Annotated in this window: 14 protein-coding genes; 5 read left to right on the top strand and 9 right to left on the bottom strand. The window is 57.7% G+C overall.

What is annotated here, in order from left to right; translation table 11 throughout:
• Positions 1-268: 268 nt before the first annotated feature.
• A complete protein-coding gene (cysS, locus tag AUC61_RS10390; RefSeq protein ID WP_243245852.1) occupies positions 269-1,651 on the bottom strand; it encodes a cysteine--tRNA ligase in 1,383 nt (460 codons plus the stop codon).
• 9 nt (positions 1,652-1,660) lie between these two features.
• Positions 1,661-3,355: a glutamine--tRNA ligase/YqeY domain fusion protein gene (locus tag AUC61_RS10395; protein ID WP_243245853.1), complete on the bottom strand. Its 1,695-nt coding sequence runs from the start codon at positions 3,353-3,355 to the stop codon at positions 1,661-1,663.
• A 208-nt stretch (positions 3,356-3,563) separates the two neighbouring features.
• Between AUC61_RS10395 and AUC61_RS10400 the strand changes: the two genes are divergently transcribed.
• Both AUC61_RS10400 and lpxH read left to right on the top strand, forming a co-directional pair.
• Positions 3,564-4,067 (top strand): peptidylprolyl isomerase, encoded by a 504-nt coding sequence (locus tag AUC61_RS10400; RefSeq protein ID WP_027902101.1) that lies wholly within the window; start codon positions 3,564-3,566, stop codon positions 4,065-4,067.
• Positions 4,064-4,825, top strand: coding sequence for a UDP-2,3-diacylglucosamine diphosphatase (gene lpxH / locus AUC61_RS10405; protein ID WP_243245855.1), 762 nt, complete (start codon positions 4,064-4,066; stop codon positions 4,823-4,825). Before AUC61_RS10400 ends, lpxH begins: the two co-directional genes overlap by 4 nt.
• A gap of 300 nt (positions 4,826-5,125) precedes the next feature.
• Here lpxH and AUC61_RS10410 read toward each other — a convergent pair whose 3' ends face one another.
• From AUC61_RS10410 to AUC61_RS10430, 5 genes are all read right to left on the bottom strand, one after another.
• Positions 5,126-6,664, bottom strand: coding sequence for a DHA2 family efflux MFS transporter permease subunit (locus AUC61_RS10410; protein ID WP_243245858.1), 1,539 nt, complete (start codon positions 6,662-6,664; stop codon positions 5,126-5,128).
• Between the two features lie 64 nt (positions 6,665-6,728).
• A complete protein-coding gene (locus AUC61_RS10415; protein WP_243245860.1) occupies positions 6,729-7,943 on the bottom strand; it encodes an HlyD/EmrA/EmrK family protein in 1,215 nt (404 codons plus the stop codon).
• Between the two features lie 5 nt (positions 7,944-7,948).
• A complete protein-coding gene (locus AUC61_RS10420) occupies positions 7,949-9,424 on the bottom strand; it encodes an efflux transporter outer membrane subunit (RefSeq protein WP_243245862.1) in 1,476 nt (491 codons plus the stop codon).
• The gene (locus AUC61_RS10425) at positions 9,421-9,909 is read right to left on the bottom strand and encodes a MarR family winged helix-turn-helix transcriptional regulator (RefSeq protein ID WP_027902106.1); all 489 of its coding nucleotides are present in this window, start codon (positions 9,907-9,909) and stop codon (positions 9,421-9,423) included. The genes AUC61_RS10420 and AUC61_RS10425 overlap by 4 nt, the downstream gene beginning before the upstream one ends.
• Before the next feature lie 227 nt (positions 9,910-10,136).
• A complete protein-coding gene (locus tag AUC61_RS10430) occupies positions 10,137-10,748 on the bottom strand; it encodes a MiaE family protein (protein WP_243245864.1) in 612 nt (203 codons plus the stop codon).
• Between the two features lie 156 nt (positions 10,749-10,904).
• Here AUC61_RS10430 and AUC61_RS10435 point away from each other — a divergent pair, with 156 nt between their 5' ends.
• Positions 10,905-11,765, top strand: a complete 861-nt coding sequence (locus AUC61_RS10435) for a universal stress protein (RefSeq protein ID WP_243245865.1) — start codon at positions 10,905-10,907, stop codon at positions 11,763-11,765.
• Positions 11,766-11,880: 115 nt separating this feature from the next.
• Here the strand turns inward: AUC61_RS10435 and rlmM are convergent, their stop codons facing one another.
• Positions 11,881-12,948, bottom strand: a complete 1,068-nt coding sequence (rlmM, locus tag AUC61_RS10440) for a 23S rRNA (cytidine(2498)-2'-O)-methyltransferase RlmM (RefSeq protein ID WP_243245867.1) — start codon at positions 12,946-12,948, stop codon at positions 11,881-11,883.
• Between the two features lie 218 nt (positions 12,949-13,166).
• Here rlmM and acnA point away from each other — a divergent pair, with 218 nt between their 5' ends.
• Both acnA and AUC61_RS10450 read left to right on the top strand, forming a co-directional pair.
• On the top strand, positions 13,167-15,911 hold the full coding sequence (gene acnA, locus AUC61_RS10445; RefSeq protein WP_243245869.1) for an aconitate hydratase AcnA: 2,745 nt from the start codon (positions 13,167-13,169) through the stop codon (positions 15,909-15,911).
• Between the two features lie 289 nt (positions 15,912-16,200).
• The gene (locus AUC61_RS10450; protein WP_243245871.1) at positions 16,201-17,061 is read left to right on the top strand and encodes a shikimate dehydrogenase; all 861 of its coding nucleotides are present in this window, start codon (positions 16,201-16,203) and stop codon (positions 17,059-17,061) included.
• 105 nt (positions 17,062-17,166) lie between these two features.
• On the opposite strand, the gene AUC61_RS10455 is transcribed toward AUC61_RS10450, so the two are convergent.
• Entirely contained in the window at positions 17,167-17,838 is a 672-nt protein-coding gene (locus AUC61_RS10455; protein ID WP_122666328.1) for a TetR/AcrR family transcriptional regulator, read from the bottom strand.
• Positions 17,839-17,931: the final 93 nt, after the last annotated feature.

The raw sequence follows: 17,931 nt of genomic DNA on the forward strand, positions 1-17,931 counted from the left end.
GCAGATCAAAGTCAGCGAATCAATCCGCCAACCGTCTGGGGGTGAGCCGCAATACGCTTTATAAGCGGTTGAGGATTGAACCACGACCGATCAGTTGAACTGGAATGCAATCCCTGTGGGAGCGGTGCTTGCCCGCGATACAGGCACCTCGGTTTCAGATCAAACACCGAGGTGCCTGTATCGCGAGCAAGCTCAGCTCCCACAAAGTTTTGCATCTTCTTTGAGACCGCGCTGTGTCAGCAACGCAGTGCAGATCAAAATCAGCGAATCAATCCGCCAACCGCCAGGTCGTACCGCCTTTGCCGTCTTCCAGCACCACGCCCATGGCGGTGATCTGGTCGCGGATGCGGTCGGACTCAGCCCAGTCCTTGGCTGCGCGGGCGGCCAGACGTGCCTGGATCAGCGCTTCAACTTCTACCGCATCAACCCGACCTTCAGCACCTGACTGCAAGAAGTCGTCGGCATCCAGCTGCAACACGCCCAGCACGCTGGCCAATTGCTTCAAACGAGCAGCCAGGCCCGCAGCCGCTGTCAGGTCGGTTTCCCGCAGACGGTTGATCTCGCGGACCATCTCGAACAGCACCGCACAAGCCTCAGGCGTGCCGAAGTCGTCGTTCATGGCTGCCGAGAAACGCTCGACGAACGCATCGCCACCTGACGGCTCGGAAACCGGCAAGCCACGAAGGGCATGGTAGAAACGCTCCAGCGCACTCTTGGACTCTTTGAGGCTGTCTTCGGAGTAGTTGATCGCGCTGCGGTAATGGCTGGACACCAGCAGATAACGCACCACTTCCGGCGAGTACTTTTCCAGCACGTCGCGGATGGTGAAGAAGTTGTTCAATGACTTGGACATCTTCTCGCCATTGATGCGAATCATGCCGCAATGCAGCCAGGCATTGGCGTAAGTCTTGCCGGTGGCCGCTTCGCTCTGGGCAATTTCGTTTTCGTGGTGCGGGAACTCAAGGTCGCTGCCACCGCCATGAATATCGAACGTCTCACCCAGGCAGCAGGTAGACATCACCGAGCACTCGATGTGCCAGCCAGGACGCCCCGCGCCCCAAGGCGATTCCCAACTTGGCTCGCCGGGCTTGACGCCTTTCCAGAGCACGAAGTCCAGCGGATCGTCCTTGGACTCGTCCACTTCGATACGTGCGCCAATGCGCAGGTCTTCGATCTTCTTGCGCGACAGCTTGCCGTAACCGAGGAATTTGCCGACGCGGTAGTACACGTCGCCATTACCCGGCGCATAGGCGTAGCCCTTGTCGATCAAGGTCTGAATCATGGCGTGCATGCCGTCGATGTAATCGGTGGCACGGGGTTCCATGTCCGGCTTGAGGATATTCAGCCGTGCTTCGTCCTCGTGCATCGCATCGATCATGCGCGCAGTCAGCGCATCGAACGACTCGCCATTTTCACGGGCACGATTGATGATCTTGTCGTCAATGTCAGTGATGTTGCGCACATATGTCAGGTCGTAACCGCTGAACCGCAGCCAGCGAGTCACGAGGTCGAACGCCACCATGCTGCGGCCGTGGCCCAGGTGGCAGTAGTCGTATACGGTCATCCCGCAGACGTACATGCGTACCTTGTTGCCATCCAGCGGCTTGAAGACTTCTTTGCTCTTGGTGAGCGTGTTGTAAATCGAGAGCACTTGTTTGCCTCAGGTCCAGGAGTCCCGCAACGTCACCGTGCGGTTGAAGACGGGTTGACCAGGTTTCGAGTCCTTGATGTCCGCGCAGAAATAACCTTCGCGTTCGAACTGGAAACGGTCTTCCGGTTGCGCTTGTCCCAGTGAAGGTTCAGCACGACAACCGGTCAGCACTTGCAGGGAGTCCGGATTGATGTTGTCCAGGAAGGTCGCACCGTCCTCAGCCTTTTCAGGATTTGGCGAACGGAACAGACGATCGTACAGACGAACTTCGCATTCAACGCTTTCAGCCGCAGGCACCCAGTGCACAACGCCTTTGACCTTACGGCCTTCAGGGTTCTTGCCCAGGGTGTCCGGGTCGTAGGAGCAACGCAGCTCGACGATATTGCCGTCGGCATCCTTGATCGCTTCGTCGGCACGGATCACGTAGCTACCGCGCAAGCGCACTTCGCCATTAGGCTCCAGACGCTTGTAGCCTTTTGGCGGCTCTTCCATGTAATCGTCGCGGTCGATGTAGATCTCGCGGGAGAACGGCAGATTGCGCACGCCGAGGTCTTCTTTCGGGTGACGCGCCAGCTCCAGGTTTTCCACCTGACCTTCCGGATAATTAGTGATCACGACTTTCAAAGGACGCAGCACGCACATGGCACGCGGAGCGCTGTGGTCCAGATCGTCACGGATGCTGAATTCCAGCATGCCGAAATCCACCACGCCGTCGGAACGGTTGGTGCCAATCATCTCGCAGAAGTTACGAATCGATTTCGGCGTGTAACCACGACGACGGAAGCCCGACAGGGTCGACATGCGCGGGTCATCCCAGCCGTGAACGTGTTTCTCATCAACCAGTTGCTTGAGCTTGCGCTTGCTGGTGATGGTGTAGTTCAGGTTCAGGCGCGAGAACTCGTACTGGCGCGGCTTGCTCGGCACGGGCAGGTTGTCGAGGAACCAGTCATACAGCGGACGATGGCTTTCGAACTCCAGGGTGCAGATCGAGTGGGTGATGCCTTCGATGGCATCCGACTGACCGTGGGTGAAGTCGTAGATTGGGTAGATGCACCACTTATCGCCGGTCTGGTGGTGGTGCGCATGACGAATGCGATACAGGATCGGGTCGCGCAGGTTCATGTTCGGCGAAGCCATGTCGATTTTGGCGCGCAGGACGCGGGCGCCGTCTTCGAACTCACCAGCTTTCATACGGGCGAACAGGTCGATGTTTTCCTCAACGCTGCGCTCACGGAACGGGCTGTTCTTGCCCGGTTCGGTCAGGGTGCCGCGGTATTCGCGAGCCTGCTCAGGGGTCAGATCATCCACGTAAGCCTTGCCAGCCTTGATCAGCTCGACAGCCCAGTCGTGCAATTGATCGAAATACTGCGAGGCGTAACGTACTTCGCCATCCCACTGGAAACCCAGCCACTTGACGTCGCTCTCAATGGCGTCGATGTATTCCTGGTCTTCCTTGGCGGGGTTGGTGTCGTCGAAACGCAGGTGCGTGACGCCACCGAATTCCTGAGCCAGACCGAAATTCACGCAGATCGACTTGGCGTGACCGATGTGCAGATAGCCGTTAGGCTCAGGCGGAAAACGGGTCACGATCTTGCTGTGCTTACCTGAGTCGAGGTCAGCCTGGACAATCGGGCGCAGGAAATTGGTAGGAATTGCAGGGCCTGCCTTTGAATTCGCAGCGGGGTCTTGAGTGGGCTTGCTCATAGGATCCTTGGACAATACAAGTGCGCGGCCAGGGTAGGCCGACTAAATCAAAGCGCTTATCATAGCCGAAGCTGTCAATAGGCTAACAGCGCCCTGTAAGAAAACCGTCGAGTTAAAAACTCGACCGAATTATGTAACCGCGTCTGTAAACTGCGCGTCAGGGTTATAACGCGTCCATTCACGAACTGCCAAAAGAGCGAATTCAGATATGTCCAAAGTAAAATTGACCACCAACCATGGCGACATCGTTCTGGAACTGAACGCTGAGAAAGCGCCGCTGACCGTTGCCAACTTCATCGAATACGTCAACGCCGGTCACTACGAAAACACCGTTTTTCACCGCGTCATCGGTAACTTCATGATCCAGGGCGGCGGTTTCGAGCCAGGCATGAAAGAAAAGAAAGACAAGCGCCCAAGCATCCAGAACGAAGCCGACAACGGTCTGCCGAACAAGAAATACAGCGTTGCCATGGCCCGTACCATGGAACCGCATTCGGCCTCCGCGCAGTTCTTCATCAACGTGGCTGACAACAGCTTCCTCAACCACAGCGCCAAGACCACTCAGGGCTGGGGTTACGCGGTGTTTGCCGAAGTGATCGAAGGCACAGACGTTGTCGACAAGATCAAAGGCGTGTCCACCGGCAGCAAATCCGGCCACCAGGACGTACCGACTGAAGACGTGATCATCGAGAAAGCCGAGATCGTTGAGTGATATTGCTGATCTCCGATCTGCATTTGCAGGAAGAACGCCCGGACATTACCCGGGCGTTTCTGGATCTGATCGCGGGCCGTGCCCGCGATGCCAAGGCCCTGTACATCCTCGGTGATTTTTTCGAGGTCTGGATTGGCGACGATGCGATGTCGCCCTTCCAGCGCTCGATCTGCCAGGCACTACGAGAGCTGAGCGACAGCGGCACCCAAATATTTCTGATGCATGGCAATCGTGACTTCATGATTGGCCGTGCGTTCTGTAAAGCGGCTGGCTGCACACTGCTGCCAGACCCGAGCGTCGTCCAGTTGAACGGCGAGCCTGTTCTGCTGATGCACGGCGACAGCCTGTGTACGCGGGATGAAGGTTACATTCGTATGCGCCGTTATCTGCGCAACCCGCTGACATTGTTTGTGCTGCGCAACCTGCCCAAGAGCACGCGCCACAAGCTCGCCCGCAAGCTGCGCAATGAAAGCCGCTCGCAGACGCGTATGAAAGCCAACGACATCGTCGACGTCACGCCGGAAGAAGTGCCTAAAATCATGGAGCACTTTGGTGTGCGCACTCTGATCCACGGCCATACCCATCGCCCTGCCATCCACAAGCTACAGATCGGTGATCAGGCGGCGCGGCGCATTGTGCTGGGTGACTGGGACAAGCAAGGCTGGGCGGTGCAGGTGGACGAGCAAGGGTTTCAGCTGGCGGCGTTTGATTTTGTGCCGGAGCAGCAGCTGGCACTGCCCGATCCCTCGACACACTGACCTTGTGGGAGCGGTGCTTGCCCGCGATAAGAGCGCTGCAGATAGCAGGGCCATCAAGTCCAGCCTTATCGCGGGCAGCCCCGCTCTCATTAAACATAAAATAACCAACTGAATTTAAATGCTTTTTCTGTAGGAGTGAGCTTGCTCGCGATAGCGTCAGTTCATGCGATAAATTCGTTAACCATGAAATCGAATCGCGAGCAAGCTCACTCCTACAGGGTCTGTGTTGCTGCGCGACAGCGCTGTGTCACTGACACCGGGCGGCCTCCCACAAATCATGTATGAAGGCTCAAAACCGTATCAATGCCCGCCACCAGCCGCAGGCCCGGCTTTGGCAGTGAATGGCGGTTTGGCCAGCCAGACCAGCAGAATGAGGCCCATGAATATCCAGCCCAGCAAGTAGAAATAATCCACCGTGGACATCATGTACGCCTGGCTGTTGAGGGTCTGCTCAAGTTGCGCGTAAGCCGAAGGACTAGCACCACCCAGTGCGTTCAGCGCATCCCGGGTCGCAGGCTCGTAAGTGCTGATATTTTCACTCAGATAAGCATGATGCTGATCGGCACGGCGGATCCAGATCCACGTGGTCAGCGATGCCGCGAAGCTACCACCCAGCGTGCGCAGGAAGGTCGCCAGGCCTGAACCATCGGCAATCTGGTTGGGCGGCAAGTCCGACAGCAAGATGCTCAGCGTCGGCATGAAGAACAACGCCACGCCCGCCCCCATGAACAACTGCACCAGCGCGATGTGTTCAAAGTCCACTTCGTTGGTGAAGCCCGCCCGCATGAAGCAACTGGTGCCAATCGCAAGAAATGCCAGCCCCGCCAACAGGCGCAGGTCGAACTTGTGCGCGTACTTACCGACAAACGGCGACATCAATACCGGCAAGATACCGATGGGTGCCACGGCCAGCCCCGCCCACGTCGCGGTATAGCCCATTTGTGTCTGCAACCACTGCGGCAGCAGCAGGTTGATCCCGAAAAACCCGGCATAACCGCCGACCAACACCATGGTGCCGATGCGGAAGTTACGGAAGGCAAACAAGCGCAGATTGACGATCGGATGCTTGTCAGTCATCTCCCAGATCACGAAAACCGACAACGCCACGGCTGAAATCAGCGTACCGATGACAATGAAATTCGACTCGAACCAGTCCAGGTCGTTGCCCTTGTCGAGCACGATCTGCAACGCACCCACGCCGATGATCAGGGTGATAAGCCCGACATAGTCCATGGGCTGGTAACTGGTGACGACCGGGCGCTTGGCCATTTGCATGCGTACGACCAGCACCGCGAACAGGCCAATCGGAATATTGATGAAGAAGATCCACGGCCAGCTGTAACTGTCGGTGATCCAGCCGCCGAGGATCGGCCCCGCAATAGGCGCGACGACGGTCACCATCGCCAGCAGTGCCAGTGCCATCCCCCTTTTTGCCGGAGGATACACAGCGATCAGCAAGGTTTGCGTCATCGGGTACAGCGGCCCCGCCACCACACCCTGCAACACACGAAAACCCACCAGCTCCGGCATGGACTGGGAAATCCCGCACAGGAAAGAGGCCAGAACGAACAGAATCGTCGCCCAGAGGAACAACTTCACTTCACCAAAGCGGCGGCTTAGCCATCCGGTCAGTGGCAAGGCAATCGCGTTACTGACCGCAAACGAGGTGATGACCCAAGTGCCCTGCTCCGAGCTGACGCCCAGATTGCCGGAAATGGTCGGCAAGGCGACGTTGGCAATAGTCGTATCGAGAACCTGCATGAAGGTCGCCAGCGACAGGCCGATGGTACACAGCAGCAGACTGGGCGGCGTAAATGATGCGGGTGCGTTGGCGCTCATCGCGAATCCCTGAAAACTTGACGCTGCTCCGGCCGATCACGACCGGAGCATGCGAATTGTCGGATCAGCGCTGAGCAGTCTTGCCGGTCAGTGCGCTGTTTTCATGAATCAGACGTTTGATCAAGGCATCAGCCTCGGCCAGTTGCTGTTCATAAACGTTGGTGCTGAACGAGGCTTGCTTGGGTGGCTGTTGCGCCAACACCGGGCCGCTTTGATCGTGCAGATCGACGTTAACCGTCGTGGACAGACCGATGCGCAGCGGGTGCCTCGCCAGTTCTTCGGCGTTGATGTGGATGCGGACGGGAACGCGCTGGACGATCTTGATCCAGTTACCCGTGGCGTTTTGCGCAGGCAACAGCGCAAAGGCGCTGCCGGTACCGGCACCCAGGCTGTCAATCGTGCCGCTGTACTTCACATCACTGCCGTACAGGTCCGACTCGATTTCCACCGGCTGACCAATACGCATGTTGCCCAGTTGCGTTTCCTTAAAGTTGGCATCAATCCACAGCTGATCCAGAGGGATCACCGCCATCAACGCCGTGCCCGGCTGGACGCGTTGGCCAAGTTGCACAGTGCGTTTGGCGACGTAACCAGTGACAGGTGCAATCAAGGTGCTGCGGGCATTGGCCAGGTAAGCCTGACGCAGTTGCGCCGCTGCCGCCTTCACGTCCGGGTGCGACGACACTTCGGTGTCGTCCACCAACGCGACGCTGCTCGCCAGTTGCTGCTGGACGTTGCTCAAGGCGCTTTGCGCACTGATCAAATCGTCATGGGCGTGGGAGAGTTCTTCCTGAGAAATCGCCCCGCCCGCTGCCAGGCTTTTGCGTCGGGTGTAGTTGTCCTGAGCCTTCTTCACTTCAGCGCGCTGGGCTGCCAATTGAGCTTTCATGCCGTCGACATTGCTGTACAGACCGCGAACCTGACGCACGGTCTTGCCCAGATTGGCTTCGGCACTTTGCAAACCGACTTCGGCATCAGCGGGGTCGAATTGCAGCAACACCTGACCGGCGCGAACCAGATCACCATCATCCGCGCCAATGCTGGTGACGGTACCGGCCACCAGCGGAGTGATTTCCACGACGTTGCCATTCACATAAGCGTCGTCGGTGTTTTCATTCCAGCGGCCATACAGCTCATGCCAGGCCCAGACACCCAGCCCGCCGAGAATGACGACCAGCGCCAACCCGAACAGGAGCAGCTTGCGCTTGCGTGGATTGGTGTCTTTTTTACTGTTTTCCGGAGCATTCCCGGGGGTGTTTTCGCTAGCGGCAGTGGCCATGACGATTACCTTGAGTTAGTCAGCGAAGCAGTTGATGAAGTGGCGTCGTTGGGACTTTCGCCCTCGAAACCACCGCCCAGGGCTTGCATCAACTGGATCGATAAATCGATTCGTTCGGCGTTGAGATCAGCCAGTTGGCGTTGTGACTGAAGTAATTGCTGCTCTGTAGTCAGCACGTCCAGGTAGTTGCCGATCCCCGAGCCATAGCGCTGGGTCACGGTATTGAATGATTGCTGGACCACATCCGTTGCGTGCTGACGGGCCTGAATCTGGCCATCAATGGCACGCAGTTGACCGATGTTGTCGCTGACGTCGCCCAAAGCACGGATCAGGCTCTTGTTGTACTGCGCCACGGCAAGGTCGTAATCAGCATCGCGAGCGTCCAGATCAGCACGCAAACGGCCGCCGTCGAACAACGGCAGGGAAATGGTTGGGGCAACATTGAAGAAGCGACTGGCAGAGCCAAACATCGCGTCACCCAGCAATGACTCTGCCCCCGCAGCGGCACTGAGGTTCAGGTTCGGATAGAAATTGGTCTTGCCCGCCACGATGTTCTTGCTCGCGGCTTCAACACGCCAGCGGGCCGCGACGATGTCCGGTCGACGTCCCAGCAACTCGGCAGGCAACGAAGACGGCAAGGCAACCACCGCAGGCTTGAGTACGTTGGGACGGGCGATTTCCTGAACGCGATCCGGGCCTTTACCGAGTAACACTGCCAAGGCGATTTTCGCGCTGCGCAGGCTTTTCTCCGCGGCGATTAGCGCCTCTTGGGAGTTGGCCTCCAGGCTTTCGGTCTGCTGATATTGATACTGACTGTCAATCCCGGACTGCAGACGTTGATTGCCCAGATTGAGCAATTGCTGCGTGCGCTTGAGGTCCTCAGTCGCCAGATCATGAACGATGTAAGCCTGACCCACATCGCTGTAGGCGCGGGCGACATCGGCAGCCAAAGTCAGACGTGCAGCTTGCTCATCGACTTCAGCGGCACGCGCCTGGCCCAATGCAGCTTCCCAGGCAGCACGCTGGCCGCCCCATAAGTCGAAGTTGTAATTGAAGTTGACCGCCAGGCTGCGCAGGGTGCTGTAGCGCCCTCCCATACCGCTCGGGTCCTGATCCCGTGCCAGGCGTGAGCGACTGACACTGGCGTCGGCGTCGACCGTCGGCATACGTGCCGCATCGGCTGCATAGGCTGAGGCCATCGCCTGATGAGTACGCGCACTGGCGACCTGCATGTCAGGGCTGTCGCGCAGGGCTTCGTTGATCAAGCCATCAAGCTGCGGATCTCCGAGATTTTTCCACCAGTCACGTTTTGGCCAGGCCGCAGGCGACAGGCTAATACCTTGCAGGCTGTGTCCGGCTTGCAGGTTATTAGCGTCGAGGCTTTTGCCTTGGGTGGTCAAGCCGCTGTAGTTGGCGCAACCGGCAACACTCAGGGCGATCAGCAACAGGCTGTAACGCCCCCGCGCAACAGAAAGGCTCATTCTGCACCTCTGTCTTTGAAACTCAGGCGGGTAATAGCGATGTGATCGTTGGCATCGATCAGCACCTTGCTGAGGATTCGCTCCAGACTTGCCACTTCTTCAGCATCCAGCACGCCAAGCAATTCATTCATGGCTTCAGCGCCAATCTGCGGCAATTGGTCGGTGATGATTCGCCCCTGCTCTGTCAGAACGAGCTGAACCTGACGCCGGTCAGTGGCCGAACGGGTGCGCTCCAGCAATTGTTTCTGTTCAAGCCGGTCCAGCATTCGAGTCATCGAGCCGCTGTCCAGCGACAGGTGCCGACACAATTCGGCGGGGGTATCCGCGCGGAACTGGGCAACGATGATCAACACCTTGAACTGCGAGAAAGTGATGCCATAGGGCACTAATTGCTTGTCGAGGATGCGATCTTTCAGCGAATTGGTGCGGCCGATCAGCATGCCCATGATTGTCGACTGCTGATTATCAGGACTGAAATGTTTCATGAATCCACCAAATTAGCTGCCTAGGCAGAGAATGTGGCGATATTACTGCTTAGGCAGCAAATGGCAAAGCTTTTATTAGCTTGCTTACTATTTTGATGTAAGAAAGGTGTTAGACCTGTAGGAGTGAGCTTGCTCGCGATAGCAGTTTTTCAGTCAAATACTCTGCGACTGACAAACTGCTATCGCGAGCAAGCTCACTCCTACAAATTACATCCAGCACGGGAGACTCAAACCAACGCAGGCACACCGCTGTGAAACCGGAACTCTTCATCCGGGCTTTCAATCAGTTCGCGTTCGGCGAGGCGGATTTCTTCGATTTTGGCGTCGACATCAGCCTTGTCGCCATAGGTATAGGCCAGCTTCAGGTAGTCCTGGAAATGCCGCGCTTCGGACTTCAATAAACCGGCGTAGAACTTGCCCAGCTCTTCGTCCAGGTGCGGTACCAGACAGGCAAAACGCTCGCAGGAACGGGCCTCGACGATGGCGCCGACAATCAACGCATCCGTCAGGCGATACGGGTTGTGATTGCGTACCAGCTTACGCAACGCTCCGGCATAACGCGCCGAACTGACGTTGGCCATGGGGATTTCGCGTTTGCGGATAATGCTCAGCACTTGCTCGAAGTGACGTAATTCTTCGCGGGCCAGGCGCGACATCTTGCTCAGCAGGTCAAACTTGTCGTTGTACTGGAACATGAACTGGAACGCCGCCCCGGCCGCCTTCTTTTCGTTGTTCGCGTGATCGATCAACAAGATGTCCAGGTTGCGCAATGCAGCCTGAACCCAGCTGTCGGGTGTGCGGCAAAGCAGGAAGGCTTCAATTTCAGGAATCGGGTACATAGGCTCACAGAAGGCCGAACGACAAGGCCGGGCATTATACGAGGGCGACCCGCGTCCGGCGATAGAAATGAGCTGACGTGCATCAAGGCTACAACGCTAGCAGTGCAACTATAGTTGTGGAGTGCATCAGGGATAACGCATCCGGGAGACAACGTCATGCAATCGATACGCAGCATTCTGGTGGTCATAGAGCCCGAACATCCAGACAGCCTGGCGCTCAAGCGAGCACGGCTGATAGCCGGTGTCACTGGCGCACACCTGCACTTGCTGATCTGCGACAAGGAAAAACACCCTCACACGGCGGTGCTCGCGGAGGTAAAGCGGCGTCTGCTTGATGAAGGGTTCTCAGCCACCACCGAACAAACCTGGGACAGCAGCCTGCATCACACGATTATTCAGGCGCAACAGGCCGAAGGCTGCGGGCTGGTGATAAAACAGCACTTCCCCGACAACCCACTGAAAAAAGCCTTGCTCACACCTGAGGACTGGAAGCTGCTGCGTTTATGCCCGAGCCCGGTTCTGATGGTGAAAACCGACAGGCCATGGACAGAAGGCGTGATCCTGGCGGCTGTTGATGTGGGTAATCATGACGGCGAGCACCGCGCCCTGCACTACTCCATCGTCGATCACGGCTATGACATTGCCGCGCTGGCCAAGGGCCGTTTGCACGTGATCGCGGCTCACCCTTCCCCCATGTTGTCGGCAGCCGATCCGGTATTTCAGCTCAAGGAAAGCATTGAAGCCCGCTATCGCGAGCAGTGTCAGGCATTCCAGACCGAATTCGATATCGATGATGCGCACCTGCACATTGCCGAAGGACCGGCGGATGTTTTGATCCCTTTCACAGCTCGGCAACTGGATGCCGCCGTGACCATCATCGGTACCGTGGCGCGCACCGGCATTCCAGCGGCGCTGATCGGCAACACGGCCGAAGTGGTGCTCGATTCACTGGAGAGCGATGTGCTGGTATTGAAAACCGAGGAGATCATCAAGCATCTGGAACAGCTGCTGGTGTAGCCTGCCGAATACACCGTAGGAGTGAGCTTGCTCGCGATAGCGTCTGATCAGGCAACGCTTTTTTGATTGTCAGGTAGCTATCGCGAGCAAGCTCACTCCTACAGGGGCAAGATAATCACCCCTTGCGCTTACCATCCAGCCGACGCAGATGACAGGTCACTTCTTCGCGGTCGTGGTACAGCTGCTTGCAGCCGATTTCGACACGAATGCCGCGTGCCTCGAAGCCTTCTTCAATACGCTGCAACAGACGGCTGACTTCGGCGTATCGCTGTTTCATCGGCAACTTGAGGTTGACCACGGCTTCGCGACACAAGCCTTCGCCCAGCCAGGTTTCCAGCAAAGCGGCATTACGCGCAGGCTTTTCGACGATGTCGCAAACCATCCAGTCCACCGGCTGACGCGGCTTGTAAGTGAAGCCGTCGGCCATCAAGTGCTGAACCAGACCGGTGTCCATCAGGCTTTCGGCCATTGGCCCGTTATCAATTGCAGTCACCAGCATGCCACGGCGCACCAACTGGTAAGTCCAGCCACCCGGGGCGGCGCCAAGATCGACACCGGTCATATCCCCAGACAGACGCTCATCCCACTGATCTCGCGGAATGAAGTGATGCCAGGCCTCTTCCAGCTTGAGGGTCGAACGGCTTGGCGCTTCACGGGGGAACTTCAGGCGCGGAATGCCCATGGGCCACATCGCCGAGTTGTCGGCGTCTGCAAGACCAAGAAACACCTCGCGACCACTCTTGAATGTCAGCAGCAAACGCGGCTTGCGCGGGTCATCCACCAGCTTGCCAGCCTGGGTCAGCGCCTTGCGTAAAGGGGCTTCGAACTTGCGGCAAAAAGTCGACAGCTCCTTGCCGTCATTGGTGTCCACCACTTCCAGCCACAGGCTGCCGCACGTCGCGAAATCAGCCATGTGTGACAGGATCACGCTGATACGGTCGGTTTCCGGCAATTCCAGAAACACACCTCTGGCCCATTGACGAGGGAAGATCAACTTCGAGAAGCGTTGGCCGTTCATCAATCGCTCGGCGCCGTCATCTTCCGTGCAGACGAATTCCGCGCACGCCGTATTCGGCTTGGCCTTGGCGTAGCCTGAGACATTGAGCCGCGCCGCATGCTCGGCGATTTCCGAACAGACTTCACCTTCGAAGCCCGGGCGACAGTGCATAAACAGGGTGTTCATGGGGTGCTCCTGAACACGTCGACCTATACGAGAGGGTTAATCTCAGCGACGTAAAAGGCGAGCATGATAGCTGAATCAGGAACCAGTGGAGCGACCGGCTGGTCCAGTACTACACACGCCATCAATAACAAGCGGCGCAGAAACTGAAGCGACGCCAGCTTGCAAAGGATTTCAATCGTCCAGTCCGTACCGTGCGGACGCGTCAAAGGAGTTATTTCATGCCCTCCCTCGATAGCCTGAACAGCCTTAAAACGCTCGAAATCGATAACAAGACCTACCACTACTTCAGCCTGCCAGAGGCTGCCAAAACCCTGGGCGACCTGGACAAGCTGCCGATGTCCCTCAAGGTGTTACTGGAAAACCTGCTGCGCTGGGAAGACAACAAGACCGTGACCGGTACCGATCTCAAGTCGCTGGCTGCCTGGCTGGGAGAGCGCCGCTCGGATCGGGAAATCCAGTACCGCCCTGCCCGGGTGCTGATGCAGGACTTCACGGGTGTTCCGGCCGTGGTCGATCTGGCAGCCATGCGCGCCGCAGTCGCCAAAGCGGGTGGCGATCCGCAGCGGATCAATCCGCTATCGCCAGTGGATCTGGTCATTGACCACTCGGTAATGGTCGACAAATTCGGCGATGCCGATTCTTTTTCGCAAAACGTCGACATCGAAATGGAGCGTAACGGCGAACGTTATGCCTTTCTGCGCTGGGGCCAAAGCGCCTTCGACAATTTCAGCGTAGTGCCGCCTGGCACCGGGATCTGCCATCAGGTGAATCTCGAGTACCTGGGCCGCACGGTCTGGACCAAGGACGAGGACGGCCGCACGTATGCGTTCCCGGACACACTGGTGGGTACCGATTCGCACACCACCATGATCAATGGCCTCGGCGTATTGGGCTGGGGCGTGGGCGGTATCGAAGCGGAAGCAGCGATGCTTGGCCAGCCAGTCTCAATGCTGATCCCGGAAGTGATCGGTTTCAAACTCAACGGCAAGCTCAAGGAAGGCATCACCGCTACCGACCTGGTGCTGACCGTCACGCAAATGCTGCGTAAGAAAGGTGTGGTCGGCAAATTCGTCGAGTTTTACGGGGACGGTCTGGCACAGCTGCCGCTGGCGGATCGGGCAACTATCGCGAATATGGCACCGGAATACGGCGCCACCTGCGGTTTCTTCCCGGTTGACGAGGTCACGCTAGAGTACCTGCGCCTGTCCGGCAGACCTGAGCAGACGGTGAAACTGGTCGAAGCCTATTGCAAAGCGCAGGGCCTGTGGCGGCTGCCAGGTCAGGAACCGGTGTTCACTGACAGCCTGGAACTCGACATGGGCACTGTCGAGGCGAGTCTCGCCGGGCCTAAACGGCCTCAGGATCGTGTCGCCCTGCCGAATGTCGCCCAAGCGTTCAGCGACTTCCTCGGGCTGCAATTCAAACCGACGCAAAAAGATGAAGGTCGTCTGGAAAGTGAAGGCGGTGGTGGCGTCGCAGTCGGTAACGCCGACCAGGTGACCGGTGAGGCTGACTATGAATACGAAGGCCGCACGTATCGCCTGAAAAACGGCGCGGTCGTGATCGCGGCTATCACCTCCTGCACCAACACCTCCAACCCTAGCGTGATGATGGCGGCTGGGTTAGTGGCCAAAAAAGCCGTGGAAAAAGGCCTGACCACCAAGCCGTGGGTAAAAACCTCTCTGGCTCCCGGCTCCAAAGTGGTGACCGATTACTACAAGGCTGCGGGGCTGACTCAATACCTCGACGCATTGGGCTTTGATCTGGTGGGCTACGGCTGCACCACCTGCATCGGCAACTCCGGGCCACTGCCGGAGCCGATTGAAAAAGCCATCCAGCAATCGGACCTGACAGTGGCTTCGGTTCTGTCTGGCAACCGTAATTTCGAAGGCCGCGTACATCCCCTGGTCAAAACCAACTGGCTGGCCTCGCCACCGCTGGTCGTAGCCTATGCCCTGGCAGGCAGCGTGCGCGTCGACATCAGTAGCGAATCACTGGGCGAAGGCAAAGACGGCCAGCCGGTGTATCTGCGCGATATCTGGCCGAGCCAAAAGGAAATCGCCGAAGCCGTTGAGCAGGTCAATACCGGGATGTTCCACAAGGAATACGCCGAGGTATTTGCCGGTGACGAGCAATGGCAGGCCATCGAAGTGCCGCAGGCCGCGACGTATGTCTGGCAGGACGATTCCACTTACATCCAGCATCCGCCCTTTTTCGAAGACATTGCCGGTCCACTGCCGGTCATCGAAGACATCCACAGTGCACGGGTGCTGGCCATGCTCGGCGACTCGGTGACCACCGACCATATTTCCCCGGCGGGCAATATCAAAACCGACAGCCCGGCAGGCCGTTATCTGCGTCAACAAGGTGTCGAGCCTCGGGATTTCAACTCGTACGGTTCACGTCGTGGCAACCATGAAGTGATGATGCGTGGCACCTTCGCCAATATTCGTATCCGCAACGAGATGCTCGGCGGTGAGGAAGGCGGCTATACCCTGCACGTGCCTACCGACGAGAAGCTGTCGATCTACGATGCAGCCATGCGTTATCAGGCTGAAAAAACGCCGTTGGTGGTCATTGCCGGGCAGGAGTATGGAACCGGCTCAAGCCGTGACTGGGCAGCGAAAGGCACCAATCTGCTGGGCGTGAAAGCGGTTATCGCTGAAAGTTTCGAGCGTATTCACCGTTCCAACCTGGTGGGCATGGGCGTACTGCCGCTCCAGTTCAAGAATGGCCAGAGCCGCAAGACGCTAAGCCTGACCGGCAAGGAGACGCTGGATATCAGTGGCCTGACCCAAGCCAACCTGCAGCCAGGCATGAACCTCACGCTGCGGATCACTCGCGAAGATGGCACTCAGGAAGTCCTCGATGTGCTGTGCCGCATCGACACCCTGAATGAGGTTGAGTACTTCAAGGCGGGCGGGATTCTGCATTATGTGTTGCGGCAGTTGATTGCTTCTTGAGTAGCTCAGGGACCTACTGACAGGACCCAATCCTGTGGGAGCAGTGCTTGCCTGCGATAAACGATAACGCGGTATGTCTTCTAGCTGTGTCTCCTGCATCGCGAGCAAGCTCGGCTCCCACAGGATCTCATTCCAATTCAGGTTCTGGTTCATCAACAAGGGCGATTACCGAACAGATTTATCGTCTTGCCTTCATCCTGGCTCTTCCGCAAAATTAACCATCTGGTACATTTTGCTGAAACCGCATCCTTCGATCCCGGGATGCGGCATCTAATAAGAGCCGATCGCCATGACTGTAAACCGTAAACCGTCCATCCTCGCGGGCCTTATCGGCTCCGGTATCCAGGCTTCTCGCACCCCCGCACTGCACGAACATGAAGGTGATGCCCAAGGCATTCGCTATCTGTATCGATTGCTCGACCTTGATGCCCTCAAACTGGACATCACGGCCCTGCCCGACCTGCTCACCAGCGCTCAACGCATGGGCTATACCGGTCTGAACATCACCTTCCCCTGCAAGCAAGCGGTGATCCCGTTACTGGATGATCTGTCGCCTGAAGCCAGAGGCATCGGCGCGGTGAACACGGTGCTGTTCAAGGACGGTCAACGCATCGGCCATAACACCGACTGCCTGGGTTTTGCCGAAGGTTTCCGCCGCGGGCTCAATGATGTGCGCCGCAGGCGCGTGGTGCAGATGGGCGCTGGCGGTGCTGGCGCGGCGGTGGCTCATGCCTTGCTGGCTGAAGGTGTCGAGCAACTGAGTATTTTTGAAGTGGACCCGGCGCGAGCACAGGGTTTGGTGGACAACCTGAACAGCCACTTCGGGGAGAATCGGGCGCTGGTCGGGCGGGATTTGCGCGAAGCCATGGCCGCAGCTGACGGCCTGGTCAACACCACCCCGGTCGGCATGACCAAACTGCCCGGCACGCCGTTGCCACCCGAACTGCTGCACAAAGACCTGTGGGTCGCAGAAATCATTTATTTCCCGCTGGAAACCGAACTGCTCAGGCACGCACGCGCTCTGGGCTGCCGCACGCTGGATGGCGGCACCATGGCGGTGTTTCAGGCGGTCAAGGCGTTTGAACTGTTCAGCGGCCGGACTGCGGATGCGGGGCGCATGCAGGAGCATTTTGCGGGAATGGGTGATTAAGAGCGACACACTTGGAGGAGCTGCCGCAGGCTGCGAATGGCGGCGTAGCAGGTAATGCTTTCGCAGCCTTCGGCAGCTCCTACAGGATTCGGTGCACTTGGCGATTCAAGGCCGCAGGTATCGACTCACCGAGTCGCACAGCATGGCCTTGTGGCGCTGTTTGATCTCGTCGTTGACCAGTTCGATCTGAAATATCTCGGAAAAGGTGTGGCGGTTCGAAATCCGGTAAAAGCAGAACGAGCTGATCATCAGATGCAGGTCGATGGCGTTCACGCCTTGGCGAAACACGCCTTCGTGTTCCCCGCGGCGCAGGATTTTATCGAGGATGCTGACAATGTTTTGGCTCAGCTCGCGAATCGTCGGTGACTGTTTGACGTTCTCGCCGTTATGGATGTTCTCGATGCAGACGATCCGCACGAAGTCGACGTTGCGGTCGTGGTGATCAAACGTGAATTCCACCAGTCGTTCGATGGCCTGCATCGGCTCCAGTGCATCCAGATTGAGCCCGCTTTCAGTGCGCCGGATATCCCCATAAAGCTTCTCCAGAACCTCGGCGTATAACTGCTCCTTACTGTTGAAGTAGTAGTAGATCATTCGCTTGGACGTTTTGGTGCGCTCTGCGATGGCGTCGACCCGCGCCCCCGACAACCCCTGCGCGACAAATTCGGCGATGGCCGCCTGCAGGATGTCATCCCGGGTTTTTTCCGGATTATTCTTGCGCCCCGTCAGTGATACCCGCGAAGGTGAAATCACAGGGGTGTCGTCGATAGTTTTCATTCAGGTCGGTAACCACGGTCAGATCGGGGCGGGGCTATGTTTCCACATAGTCCTGGTTCCGCCCTCGAAGCTCAAGATGACTGCGCTACATGG

Source organism: Pseudomonas maioricensis (assembly GCF_022790535.1).
GTDB lineage: Bacteria > Pseudomonadota > Gammaproteobacteria > Pseudomonadales > Pseudomonadaceae > Aquipseudomonas > Aquipseudomonas maioricensis.

Bases quoted from the DNA above. Each gene is read 5' to 3' on its own strand.
- rlmM (WP_243245867.1), bottom strand. From the start codon at position 12,948: ATGAACACCCTGTTTATGCACTGTCGCCCGGGCTTCGAAGGTGAAGTC.
- AUC61_RS10425 (WP_027902106.1), bottom strand. From the start codon at position 9,909: ATGAAACATTTCAGTCCTGATAATCAGCAGTCGACAATCATGGGCATG.
- AUC61_RS10400 (WP_027902101.1), top strand. From the start codon at position 3,564: ATGTCCAAAGTAAAATTGACCACCAACCATGGCGACATCGTTCTGGAA.
- AUC61_RS10395 (WP_243245853.1), bottom strand. From the start codon at position 3,355: ATGAGCAAGCCCACTCAAGACCCCGCTGCGAATTCAAAGGCAGGCCCT.
- AUC61_RS10415 (WP_243245860.1), bottom strand. From the start codon at position 7,943: ATGGCCACTGCCGCTAGCGAAAACACCCCCGGGAATGCTCCGGAAAAC.
- AUC61_RS10420 (WP_243245862.1), bottom strand. From the start codon at position 9,424: ATGAGCCTTTCTGTTGCGCGGGGGCGTTACAGCCTGTTGCTGATCGCC.
- AUC61_RS10410 (WP_243245858.1), bottom strand. From the start codon at position 6,664: ATGAGCGCCAACGCACCCGCATCATTTACGCCGCCCAGTCTGCTGCTG.
- acnA (WP_243245869.1), top strand. From the start codon at position 13,167: ATGCCCTCCCTCGATAGCCTGAACAGCCTTAAAACGCTCGAAATCGAT.
- AUC61_RS10430 (WP_243245864.1), bottom strand. From the start codon at position 10,748: ATGTACCCGATTCCTGAAATTGAAGCCTTCCTGCTTTGCCGCACACCC.
- AUC61_RS10455 (WP_122666328.1), bottom strand. From the start codon at position 17,838: ATGAAAACTATCGACGACACCCCTGTGATTTCACCTTCGCGGGTATCA.
- AUC61_RS10450 (WP_243245871.1), top strand. From the start codon at position 16,201: ATGACTGTAAACCGTAAACCGTCCATCCTCGCGGGCCTTATCGGCTCC.
- AUC61_RS10435 (WP_243245865.1), top strand. From the start codon at position 10,905: ATGCAATCGATACGCAGCATTCTGGTGGTCATAGAGCCCGAACATCCA.